The organism is Stenotrophomonas sp. SAU14A_NAIMI4_5, from assembly GCF_003086795.1.
Taxonomy (GTDB): Bacteria; Pseudomonadota; Gammaproteobacteria; order Xanthomonadales; family Xanthomonadaceae; genus Stenotrophomonas.
The window spans coordinates 2,519,027-2,530,568 of the sequence record NZ_CP026003.1; the positions used below are offsets into that span (position 1 = coordinate 2,519,027).

Annotated in this window: 12 protein-coding genes and 1 pseudogene; 10 read left to right on the forward strand and 3 right to left on the reverse strand. The window is 67.9% G+C overall.

Annotated elements, in window-relative coordinates; all coding sequences use genetic code 11:
* Positions 1-4: 4 nt before the first annotated feature.
* Entirely contained in the window at positions 5-985 is a 981-nt protein-coding gene (moaA, locus tag C1925_RS11775; RefSeq protein WP_108769045.1) for a GTP 3',8-cyclase MoaA, read from the reverse strand.
* A gap of 194 nt (positions 986-1,179) precedes the next feature.
* On the opposite strand from moaA, the gene C1925_RS11780 reads away from it, so the two are divergent.
* A complete protein-coding gene (locus C1925_RS11780; RefSeq protein WP_108769046.1) occupies positions 1,180-1,584 on the forward strand; it encodes a ribonucleotide reductase subunit alpha in 405 nt (134 codons plus the stop codon).
* On the opposite strand, the gene C1925_RS11785 is transcribed toward C1925_RS11780, so the two are convergent.
* Entirely contained in the window at positions 1,578-1,907 is a 330-nt protein-coding gene (locus tag C1925_RS11785) for a hypothetical protein (RefSeq protein ID WP_108769047.1), read from the reverse strand. The two genes, C1925_RS11780 and C1925_RS11785, sit on opposite strands and share 7 nt — an antisense overlap.
* Positions 1,908-2,091: 184 nt before the next feature.
* Between C1925_RS11785 and C1925_RS11790 the strand changes: the two genes are divergently transcribed.
* The 9 genes from C1925_RS11790 (at position 2,092) to C1925_RS11830 (ending at position 11,359) form a co-directional block, all read left to right on the forward strand.
* Entirely contained in the window at positions 2,092-2,706 is a 615-nt protein-coding gene (locus tag C1925_RS11790; protein WP_159097519.1) for a hypothetical protein, read from the forward strand.
* 97 nt (positions 2,707-2,803) lie between these two features.
* Positions 2,804-4,051: an ectonucleotide pyrophosphatase/phosphodiesterase gene (locus C1925_RS11795; RefSeq protein WP_108769049.1), complete on the forward strand. Its 1,248-nt coding sequence runs from the start codon at positions 2,804-2,806 to the stop codon at positions 4,049-4,051.
* Positions 4,052-4,138: 87 nt separating this feature from the next.
* Positions 4,139-4,786 (forward strand): hypothetical protein, encoded by a 648-nt coding sequence (locus tag C1925_RS11800; protein WP_254051311.1) that lies wholly within the window; start codon positions 4,139-4,141, stop codon positions 4,784-4,786.
* Between the two features lie 93 nt (positions 4,787-4,879).
* Positions 4,880-5,689, forward strand: coding sequence for a trypsin-like serine protease (locus C1925_RS11805; RefSeq protein WP_108769050.1), 810 nt, complete (start codon positions 4,880-4,882; stop codon positions 5,687-5,689).
* Positions 5,690-5,761: 72 nt separating this feature from the next.
* A complete protein-coding gene (locus C1925_RS11810) occupies positions 5,762-6,145 on the forward strand; it encodes a BlaI/MecI/CopY family transcriptional regulator (RefSeq protein WP_108770696.1) in 384 nt (127 codons plus the stop codon).
* Complete coding sequence (locus C1925_RS11815) at positions 6,142-7,611, forward strand: M23/M56 family metallopeptidase (protein WP_108769051.1); 1,470 nt, start codon at positions 6,142-6,144, stop codon at positions 7,609-7,611. Before C1925_RS11810 ends, C1925_RS11815 begins: the two co-directional genes overlap by 4 nt.
* Before the next feature lie 113 nt (positions 7,612-7,724).
* On the forward strand, positions 7,725-9,920 hold the full coding sequence (locus tag C1925_RS11820) for a TonB-dependent receptor (RefSeq protein ID WP_108769052.1): 2,196 nt from the start codon (positions 7,725-7,727) through the stop codon (positions 9,918-9,920).
* Positions 9,921-10,314: 394 nt separating this feature from the next.
* On the forward strand, positions 10,315-10,668 hold the full coding sequence (locus C1925_RS11825) for a hypothetical protein (protein WP_254051312.1): 354 nt from the start codon (positions 10,315-10,317) through the stop codon (positions 10,666-10,668).
* 121 nt (positions 10,669-10,789) lie between these two features.
* Positions 10,790-11,359: a nuclear transport factor 2 family protein gene (locus C1925_RS11830; RefSeq protein WP_254051313.1), complete on the forward strand. Its 570-nt coding sequence runs from the start codon at positions 10,790-10,792 to the stop codon at positions 11,357-11,359.
* 25 nt (positions 11,360-11,384) lie between these two features.
* Here the strand turns inward: C1925_RS11830 and C1925_RS11835 are convergent.
* Positions 11,385-11,542 (reverse strand): annotated as a pseudogene (locus C1925_RS11835) (IS110 family transposase); the annotation flags it as partial.

Genomic DNA, 11,542 nt, shown 5'->3' on the forward strand with positions numbered 1-11,542 from the left:
GTGCTCATCCTCCAATCGAGGCCAGGTGCGGGGTCAGCCCGGTCTGGCCCTGGTGCAATCCGTGCCCGGCCGCTTTCAGGCCGAGCTGGGTGGTGATGCGTGCCAGCAGCGCGTCATGGTCATCGTCGCTCTGCAGCAACGGCCGCAGCGGCACGCCGAAATCGCCGAACAGGCACAGCCGCAGGTCGCCCTTGGCGGTCACCCGCAGGCGGTTGCAGCCCTTGCAGAAATCGCGCGAATACGGCGCGATGATGCCCACGGTGCCGCGGTGCTGCGGGTGGCCGAACTCGCGCGCCGGGCCGGCATCGGCCGCCCGCGGGCGCTCCTGCCAGCCAGCGGCCAGCAGCTGTTCGATCACCACATCGGCGCGCAGGTGGTGGCGCTGGAAATAGGCTTCGTTGTCGCCGGTGCGCATCAGTTCGATGAAGCGCACGCTGAAAGGCCGGTCGCGCAGGTAGTCCATCCACTGCGGCAGTTCATCGTCATTGAGCCCGCGCAGCAGCACTGCGTTGAGCTTGATCGACGGCAAGCCCAGCGCCTGTGCCAGGGCCAGGCCCTGTTCGATCTCGGGCAGGCGGTCGTGCCCGGTGATGGTGTGGAAGCGCTCGCGCTGCAGGCTGTCCATGCTCACGTTCAGCGCGGTCAGGCCAGCGCGGTGCCAGCCGGGCAGGCGCCGCGGCAGCAGGGTGCCGTTGGTGGTGATGGCCACTTTGCGGATGCCTGGCACCGCAGCCACGGTGCCGATGATCTGTTCCAGGTCCTTGCGCAGGCTCGGCTCGCCGCCGGTCAGGCGGATCTTGCTCATGCCCAGCGCCGCAAACGCGCGCACGAGGCGCGCAATCTCGTCCACCTGCAGGAAGCGCGGCCGGCCCTCACCCTGGTAGCCATCGGGCAGGCAATAACTGCAACGGAAGTTGCACGCTTCGGTCAGCGACAGGCGCAGGTACGGAAAGCTGCGTCCGAATCCGTCGGTGAGTTGGCTCATGGCTGGTCCACCTTGTTGCTCCACCGTCTTGCCCGTGCCCGGAATGGCCCGGATTTCCTCGCCTGCCGGAACAGTTGCCAGATTACGCGGCCGCTCTTGCCTTGGGCATGACTTAAATCAATTGCCGCCGGCCCGGCAGCGCACGCGTTGTGGCAGCATGCGGCTTTCCGTGCAGCGGATGTGTGACAACCCTCATGATGATGAACGATTTCCAGCAGCTTCTGCACGCCGCAGGCGAACAGGCTGAGCCGCAGCGCCTGCTGTTCGTGTTCGTGCGTGCCGACCTGCCCGAGGCGCCCACCACCGACCAGCGCGAGCGGCATGACCGTCGCGAAGGCGGCACCCTGTCACCGGTACTGTGCGTGGACAAGCTGCCCGCGGAGATACCCAGCTTCCAGGCCCTGGCCACCGAATCGACCCGCACCGGCATCGACTGGGACCTGGTGTTCGTGGCTGCGATGGATGGCCGTGCCGGGTTTGCACCCAACAGCGATGAAGCCGCCCGTCCGCTGCAGTTGATGGTCAATGCCATCCATGACGGCCAGATCGGCCGCTTCGCCGCCTTCGACCGCAGCGGCGAACCCATTCAGTTCTATTGAGCCACCAGCTGCAGGGTCAGGAAGAAGATCACCAGTACGGTGTTCAGCCCCCAGGCCACGGTCAGCCCGCGTGCGGCCACGCCCAGGTTGGGGGTGCGTGCGCTTGGTGCAGCCCGCCACACCGCCGGGATGATCCAGCCGGTGTAGAGCAGCAGCACCGCAAACACCGCCAGCAGCAGCGTGGTGCGCTGGTTGGCCAGGGCCCAGAGGGCAACGGCCCACAGGATGTTGCTGGGAATCACCCCCTGCAGCCAGAACACGCTCCACAGGCGCGAGTGGCCCTGGGTTTCCGGCGTGGGGTGGAAGGACGCGCTTGCAGTCATAAGTCTCCCTTCGGTCCAGGAAGCATGCCCGGCCAGCCTGCGCCCGGCCGTCCATAACGTCAACCGCCCAGGCAGGCCTGCTCTGGTAGCGCTTGACCTCGGTCGACCAGACCCATCCGCCCGCGCCCACCCTCCGGTAGAGTCACCCTTACCCAGGGCCACGCCCACCACCAGCCCCCCCACCATGCCCAGCACCCGCAACGGATTGCCTGCTACCCGCCTCTACCCCTTCCTCGTCGGCAAGCTGGGGCGAATGATGATTCCGGTCCTGCTGGGCGTGGTCTGCGGGTGCACCCCACAGGCGACGACACCGCCACCGGCCGCCGCCAGCGAAGACCCGCTGGCCATCGAAGACAGGCCACCGAATGCCGAGGGCCAACCCATGCTGGATGATATTGCCCGAGTGGCCCGCGACGCCGACCGCATCGTGGTCGTTGAGCATTCCTATCGATACGACACCAACGAAGGCATCAACAGCGGCACGCCGCCACCGGAGCGCAGGTACCGCGAAGTGGTACTGGCCGGCAATGACAAACAGCCGTTCCTGGCCACGCTGGAGGGCATCGATCCCTATGTCAGCCAGTGGGTCGCCGCCTGCATCTTCGAGCCCCATCACCGCTTCGAGTTCTACAAAGGGAACACGCGCACCCACACGCTGGAGGTCTGCTTCCAGTGCAACCAGCTGGAATGGGACGGCGCGAAGAATCCCGTGCCACAGGCGTTCTATGCGGGCCTGGCGCCCTTCATCGAAAGCCTCGGCATGCAGCCGGAACGCGATTGGCAGGCCCTCGCCCGGTAGAGTCGAGCTTGCTCGACTGCGGAAAAACAGTCGAGCAAGCTCGACTCTACGGCCACATCCGACCTAGACCTGTCATCGCGCAAGGCTAGGATGGGCCATGAACATCCGCCTTTTCTGCGGCTCGATCGCCGCCCTCTCCCTGATGGCGTGCAGCACGCCGTCGCCCCGCCAGGCCGCTGCAACGCCCCCAGCCGCGATCCAGCCCGCACCGCGCCTGCTGCTGGTCTCCATCGACGGCCTGCGCGCCGATGCGCTTGATCGCGGTCTCACCCCCAACATCCAGCGGATGATCGACGGTGGCGTGCGCGCGCGCTGGATGACGCCGTCCTACCCGTCGCTGACCTTCCCCAACCATTACACCCTGGTCACCGGCCTGCGTCCCGGCCACCACGGCATCATCCACAACAGCATGCAGGACCCGCAGCTGGGTGGGTTCGAGATCAGCAACCCGGCCGCCGTCACCGACGCGCGCTGGTGGGGCGGCGAACCGATCTGGGTCAGCGCCGAGAAGGCCGGGGTGCGCACGGCCACCTGGTCGTGGCCCGGCAGCGAGGCCGCCATCCAGGGCGTGCGGCCCAGCCAGTGGCAGGTCTACGACCGCAACATCGCTCTGGAAGACCGCGTGCAGACCGTGCTGGGCTGGCTGTCGCAGACCGGCCCGCAGGCGCCGCGCCTGGCCACGCTGTACATGGAAAACGTCGACAAGGCCGGCCACACCTACGGGCCGGACTCAGCCGAGTACCGCCAGGCGATCCAGCGCGCCGATGCCATCGTCGGCCAGGTGCTGGACGGCCTGGGCGCGCGGGGCCTGGCCAGCGATACCAACATCGTGCTGGTGTCCGACCACGGCATGGCCGAGCTGCCGGAAGGCCACGTGCTCGATACCGAACGCATGGTCGACCCGGCCGTTGCCGTGGCCACCAGCGTGGGCCAGCCGGTCGGCTTCCAGGCCAGGCCCGGTCGCGAGCGCGAGGCCGAGCAGGCCCTGATCGGCCGGCACGACCATTACCAGTGCTGGAAGCGCGCCGACCTGCCGCCGCGCTGGCAGTATGGCCAGCACCCGCGCACGCCGCCGATCATCTGCGAAATGGACGAAGGCTGGGATGCACTGACGCCCGACATGCTCGCCCGCCACGCCCATGCCTACCGCGGCGCCCACGGCTACGACAACACCCAGCCGTCGATGCGCGCGGTGTTCGTGGCCACCGGCCCTTCCTTCCAGGCGGGCAGGACCGTTGAGGGCTTCGACAACGTGGATGTCTACCCGCTGCTGGCCCGCTTGCTGAACGTACCGGCGGCCGCCAACGACGGCAACCCGGACACGTTTGACGCGGTGCTGCGCTGATGCATCGAGGCCCCGGCACGTACCGGGGCCACACGCCCGATGTGCTCTGCGATACTCGTCGGCACGCCACTCGCAAGGACGCTGGGGATGCCGACACCGGAACACACCCGCCTGCTGACTGCGGCGGCAAGATCCACATTGCGCCCGTTGAGCTGCGTGCAGAAGGGTCGCTCACGCACCTGGCTTGACGACCACGGCTGGTGGGTCGGGGTGATCGAGTTCCAGCCCTCGGGATGGAGCAGGGGCAGCTATCTCAATGTCGGCGCGTGCTGGCTCTGGGAAGAGAAGGATTTCCTGTCCTTCGATGCGGGCCACCGCGTCGCCCCGTTCCAGCCCTTCACCGATACCGCTGAATTTACCGTGGCCGCACAGGCACTGGCCGAGCAGGCGGCCGCCGAGGTGCTGGCCCTGCGTGACCGCTTCCCCACCCCGGGACAGGTAGGTGCGTTGATGAGCCGTCACCCCAAACCGGGCATCCGGGAGCACATGCATGCCGGGATAGCCGCCGGGCTGGCGGGCGCGTACGGCGAGGCTCGCCGGCACTTGGCCCTGGTCGCTGAGGAAAGCCACACAGCGCCATGGGTCGATGTGCTGAAGCGAAACTGTGCCGAGCTCACGTCACGGCTGCAACCCGGCGGCGGCTTCGAGGCAGAGATCGCCGCCATCGTGACGCGCACCCGCCGCGCGGTCGGTCTGCCGGAGTGGCGGTCGTCACCCCTCATTCCTCCCGGTTGATCACACCGGATCGCCCCTTCGTCGCACACAGGTGTTCCCGGGGCCGGAACCGGGCTACGGTGCGGATTGACCCGCACAGGACTGCACCGACCCATGCACCGCTGGCTTCTGCTCGCTATCGCCACCCTGCCCTTCACCGCTGGCGCCATCGTCATCCGCAGCGATGTGGATGACAGCGCCTACCGCGTTGCGGCCTCCGCCTTCCCGGCCCTGGCCGACATGCCCGGCGAAGGCCACGGCGTGCTCATCGCGCCGCGCTGGGTGGTGACCGCCGCACACGCCGCGCCGATGGAGGGCATGGATGCCGAGGTGCAGATCAACGGCCAGGCCTACCGCGTCGAACGCGTGGTCGTGCATCCGGGCTACCGGCGCATGCCCGATGCATTGGGCCAGGCGGCTCTGGCCTCCGGCAACCCGGGCCCGATCCACGCCTTCCTCGCCGCCTCCGATGACATTGCGTTGATCCAGTTGGCCACGCCGGTCAGCGACGTTGCGCCGTTTCGCCTTTACCGAGGGCAGGACGAAGCCGGCAGGATCGCCACCCTGGTCGGCAAGGGCGCGACCGGTACCGGTCTGACCGGGCTGGTGCCACGTGCGCCTCACCGGGGCGATCTGCGCCGCGCGGAGAACGCGGTGACCGGCGGCAACGACCGCTATCTCTGGTATCGCTTCGATGGCCCGGGCACCGGTCTGCCGCTGGAAGGCGTGATCGGCAACGGCGACAGCGGCGGCCCGTTGCTGCTCCAGGATCAGACAGGCTGGCACGTCATCGGCTTGGCGTCGTGGATCACCGCCGTGCCGGAACACGCGCTGGACGCAGGGTTCTACGGCCAGGTGGTCCACAACGTACGCATCTCGCGCTATGCGGAGTGGATCGTCAGCACAATTCGCGCCGCGCCGTGATGCCCGACCGACTTGCGTTGCGTGCGACATGTGTCGCAGACTTGCGACATCGATCAAACGCCAGGCCAGATGATGTCCTCCGCACCCACCCCCTCCAATGCCGAACTGGAACTGTTGAAGTGCCTCTGGCGCGACGGCGCCTGCAGCGCACGTGAACTGCACAACGCCGCTGTCGCCACGCTGGACTGGTCGTACTCCTCTACCCGCAAGACGCTGGAGCGCATGGTCGACAAGGGCCTGGTGAAGGAAGGCAGCCAGCACGGACTCAACGTGTACAGCGCCAGGGTCGGCAAAGTGGCCACCCTGGCAGCACTCAGCACGGATTTCGCGCGCCGCGTGCTGGAAATCGATGGGCCGCTGCCCAGCCAGGCCTTCGCTGACAGCCGGCTGCTCAGCAGCCAGGAGATCGAGCAGTTGCAGGCCCTGCTGCGTGCACATGACGAGGGCCAGCCATGAGCCTGCCGGCAGCCGCCACCTGGGGGGCCGCGCTTGCAACCAGCCTGCTCGGCGCTGGCCTGGCCTGGTACGCAGCACAGGCACTGCAGCGCAGGCTGCGGCTCTCCCACGCGTCGTCGCATTACTGGCTGGGTGCGTGGCTGTGTGCAGTGCTGCCGCCCGTGCTGGCATTGCTGTTGCCGCTTCAGCACGCACCATTGCCGCAGCTGACCGGCGCATTGCCGGTCGCACTGCACGCGCTGCCGGACCGCGTGCTGCCCGCAGCCGAGCCCGCGTCTGCGCTCGGCATGTCACTGGCGGCAGGCCTGCCGGCCCTGCTATGGGCGGTGTATGGCGGCGGCGTGCTGCTTTGGCTGGCACGTTGGGCGCTGGCCACGCGCCGGCTGCAGGCGGTGCTGCGCAGCAGTCACCCCGTGCAGACGTCGCAATTGCCGGGCCCAGAATCACGGCAGGCGGTACGGCAGCTGCAGGCCACAGGCATCGCTGTCCGCTGCACGGAAGGCGGCGGCACGCCGTTCGCCGTCGGCTGGCCCCATGCACGCATCCTCCTGCCTGCAGCCAGCCTCACCCTGCCGGATCGCGCACTGCGCCTGGTCATCGGCCACGAGGCCGCGCACCTGCACCGCCGTGATCCACTGCGCGCCGGCATCATGCGTCTGGTAGCCGCGCTGTATTGGTTCAATCCCTTCGTGCAACGCATTGCCGCGCGCGTACAGCTCGCAGCCGAACTGCAGTGCGATGCCCGTGCGCTGGCCGAAGCGCCCGCCGCTGGCGATGGCCGCCTGCTGGCGCAGGCCTACGTGGAAACGCTGCGCCATGCCACTGCACTGCGGCCTGCCAGCGCACTGTCACACCGCGATCCCGGCGGCCACCAGCTGCGCCTGCGGCACATGCTGCAGGGCGATGCAGGCCGCCATCCCGGCAAGGCCATCACGCTGCTGCTGGCCGCGTCCGGTGTGACCGCCACCCTTTGCCTGGCTGCCGTGCAGGCGGCGGCCACCGCTGTCCCGCCATCGCTGGCCGTACCGCTGCAGGCCGCATCGGTCACGCTGCTGGAAGCCACTGTGCCGCTGGCCCCCGCTTTTGCCGCGCCTGTTGCCCAAGCGCGGGTCACCAGCGTGTTCGGCCATGCGTCGGACTTCCGCCAACGCGCCCACCGTGGCGTGGACTTTGCAGCGCGACGTGGCACACCCGTGCAGGCGCCGGCCGATGGCACGATCATCGCCGCCACTCGCACTTACCCTGATGGCCCCAACTACGGCACCGTGGTGGTCATCGACCACGGAGGTGGCTGGCAGACGTTGCTTGCCCACCTGCAGGACTACGAGGTGGTTGTCGGTCAACGCGTGCGCAAGGGCGAGGTCATCGCCCGCACCGGCAACACTGGCCGCACCACCGGCCCCCATCTGCACATGGAACTGCTGCGCAGCGGCACGCGCGTCGATCCGCAGGCCTGGCTGCAGTAACCCGCTGACGCGCCCGCCGCGCGTTGCCACCCGAAGCGAAGTGACTCGATGCCCGGCCGCGGGAGGCTCCGCTGCTGCCCGCCGCTTCGCCATCAGAAAGGAATCCAACGAGAATGCAAGGCTCTTCCACGCAGCGACCGCCACGCCGCCTGCAAGCCAGCACCCGCCTGGCCATCGGCTGCCTGCTCTGGCCCGCCGCCACCGCTGCTGCGCAGATCGCACCATCGGCGCCGGCCACCACCGAACTGGAGGCCGTGCAGGTGCAGACGCAGCGCTATGACGCGCGGCGTGATGATTTGGCCAGCCGCATCGTCGTCGATCACGAAACCCTGAGGCGCCACGGTGATACCGATCTGCTGGAGGCGCTCAAGCGCCTGCCCGGCCTGAGCGTCTCCAGCGGCGCACCGGGACGCCCGGGCGCGGTATCGCTGCGCGGGCTGGGCAGCGGCTACACCCAGATACTGCTGGATGGGCAGCGCGCCCCCGCCGGGTTCAGCCTCGATTCGCTGGCCACCGATCAGATCGAACGCATCGAGATCCTGCGTGCGCCCACCGTCGATCACGGAACAGGCGCCATCGCCGGCACCCTCAACATCGTCACCCGCGCCACCGCACCCAAGGACAGCCAACGCCTGACCCTGTCCTGGGCCGGGAGCCAGTCACGCAGCACGCCCACGGCCAGCTGGCGGCAGACGCACCAAGGCGCGCGGGTCGACCATGCACTTACGGCAACCGCCACCGGACGCGCGTTCTTGGTGGAAGAGCACGGCAGCGAACAGGCCTGGGATGCCGATGGGCAGCCACTGCTGCTGCGGAACAGCCAGCTGCGCGCCACCGGTCGCCGCGACAACGTTTCGCTGTCACCCTCGATGACCCTCAATGCCACGGCGGACGATACGGTTTCGCTGCAGGCACTGCTGGATGCGTCCGACTTCCGTCGCGACATGGTGATCGACTGGGACACCCAGCGTGGACCCGCCCTGCGCACGCCGCACTACCGCCAGCGCACGCGCCTGCGCCTGGACCAAGGGCAGGCCAGCGCGGAATGGACCCGCCAGCTGCAGCGCGGCGGCACCCTCACGGTGCGCGGCGCCGTGGACGGCAACCGCGAAAACTATCGCTTCCGCGAGCAGGGCCAGGCACAGGATGGGCAGGACAACCTGATCGATCACACCGATGCGCGACTGCATGTCCTGGGCAGCAGCAGCCGCGCGCAATGGACCCTGCCTGCGCGCGGCCGCCATACCCTGCAGGTCGGCGCCGAAGGCAGCCTGGACGACCGTCGCGAATCGCGCCTGCAGCAGCTGCAGGGCTTCGATGGCGCAGCCGGTTCAACGAGCGATCTCTCCTTCAATGCACGCCTGCAGCGTGTTGCGGTATACGCGCAGGATGAGTTCGCCCTGGGCGAGCACAGCGCCTTCTACCTCGGCGGCCGCTGGGAGCGGCTGCAGACCACCAGCGAAGGGCGTGACTTTGCCCCCGTGCGCAATCGCGCCAGCGTGTTCACCCCGGTGCTGCAGGGGCTGTGGAAGCGGGCCAAGGGCAAGGACCAGCTGCGCGTCTCCCTCAGCCGCACCTTCCGCGCGCCGGAGCTGCGTCTGCTGGTGCCACGGCCCTACACCTCCACCAACAACCGCGCACTGAACCCGGACGAGATCGGCAACCCGGCACTGCGCCCGGAACTGGCCTGGGGCCTGGACACTGCCTGGGAGCTGCACGGCCGCGAAGGCACACAAGGCAGCATCGGCGGCTACCTGCGCCGCATCGATTCACCCATCCGCACCGTAACCCTGCTGCGTGATGGGCGCTGGGTCGCCACCCCGGTCAACGGCAGCCGCGCCATTGCCTGGGGTATCGAACTCGACGGACAGATGCCATTGGCCCGCGTGCTGCCCGATGCACCTGAAATCGAACTGCGCGGCAACGCCACCTGGAACCAGTCACGGGTGCGCGGTGTCCCCGGGCCCGACAACCGCATCCAGGACCAGGTGCCGTTCACTGCCAGCGCGGCCATGGACTACCGGATCACCCCGCGCTGGAGCAGCGGTCTGGCATTTACGTACCGCAGCGGCGGGCGCATCCGCTACAGTCTGGGCGAAATCGACATCGCCGCTTACCGGCGAGAGCTTGAGGCGTGGGTGCAGTACAGCACCCACGGGCGTGGCAAGCTACGGCTGACCGGCAGCACCCTGCTCGGCCGGGACAGCGAGAGCGGCCAATGGCGCTTCGGCGATGGCGGCACCCAGGTGGTTCGCAGCGCGCGGCAGTCGGTCCCCAGCGTACGGCTGCAGTGGGAGCTGCCGCTGTAACGCGGGCCGCTGTGCTGACGGGTAACGCGCTGTCGCGAATGCCTTGGCGATGCGGTGGAGGGACACTGCGAAACACCGATGCGTGTCGCAATTTGCACGCATAGTGGGTGACCTGCGGCGGCATGCGTTCGAGCGGCGCAGCAGCAATGCAAGAATTGCGAAAGCGACGCGATCTGCAGGCAGTCGGCTGCCCCTCGCTCTTCTGTAGAGCCGAGCCATGCTCGGCTGCCTTTCGCGAAGAACAGTCAAGCAGCTTGGACACCGGCGGACGTTCCGGGCACACTTGCCCACGACACCCCCGCACACGATCGATCTCATGGACGGACGCGGCCCCGTCGGACAGAAGCCAACGAATCTACAGCCACCCCGGGCGCTCGGCAGGATTGGCAACGCGGTGGCATTGATCGTCGCTGGCTGCGCCGCACTGATGGGCTTGTGCATGGTCGCCATCGCGGTCTTCGGGCAGATGGGCCTGGGCCGAACCGGCGCGGGCGTCACGGGTGCTGGCTTCCTTCTGCTTTCAGCGCCCCTGATCGCGCTGCCGTTCTCACGGTCGCTGGCAAAGAGGCTGCTCCTGCTTGTGCTGGCCGCGCTGGCCGCGTTTGCCGGCTGGCTTTGCTTCTGGCCGCAGGCAGGGGCAACGCCCTCGCCCGCAGCACAGGCGGCAGTCATTGCTTTCGCAGCGCTGTTGGCCTTCCGTGTGTATCTGGCCCGGCGCAGACGGGCCGTCGACACCCACGCGGGGTGAGTGTTGCCAGGCTGCTGCCTGAGCTGTTCGACATGCCGCCTGCGGTGAACCGACCGCAGCGCGCGTTCACCCGCATGCTAGATTGGCGCCGGTGCCACGAGGCACGAGAGGATCGGATGCCATGGATGACCGCACTACCCGCCCGCTGATGCGCGCGCGCTTCGCCGTCGGACGCTTCGCCCTGCTTCTCTGTGCAGGCGTGCTGGCCGCCGGCCATGCCGGTGCGCAGGCAACCGCGCATGCAGAGGACGTCAAAGCCATCGAGCAGGTGCTGGAGACCTTCCGCACCGCGCTGGTCAACAAGGACAAGCCCACCTACATGAGCCTGTTCTTCTCGGACAAGCCCGAGGACATCGGCTGGCAGTTCGTTTCCGAGGACGTGCGCCTGCAGGACATCCGCAGGACCAAGCCCGACGCGATCAAGGCGCGGCAGATTCCCTCGAACAATTTCATCTCGCTCATCGACAACGCGGTGGCCTCGTCCACGCCGAAGGAAGAGGTCTTCTCCAACCCGAAGATCGAAACCGATGGCGACGCCGCCTCTCTGACCTTCGACTACACGTTCCTGTCCGATGGCGTGAAGCAGAACTGGGGCAAGGAGATGTGGCAGCTGATCCGCACCGAACAGGGCTGGAAGATCTTCTCGGTGATCTATTCGGTGCGTGACGAGCGCAGCCCGGCCACCGAGTGATCTGTAGATACCGTGTCGTCCTTGCCTAGGCAAGGACGACTTCAGGCTCAAACGGTCGGCCGCTCTTCAGTACTCCCCAGACCAGGTGTATGAGCTTGCGCATCAGCGCACACATGATGACCTTGAATGGCTTTCCTTTCTCGCTGAGACGTTCTGCAAAGGCCTTCAGAGTCGGGTTGTAGG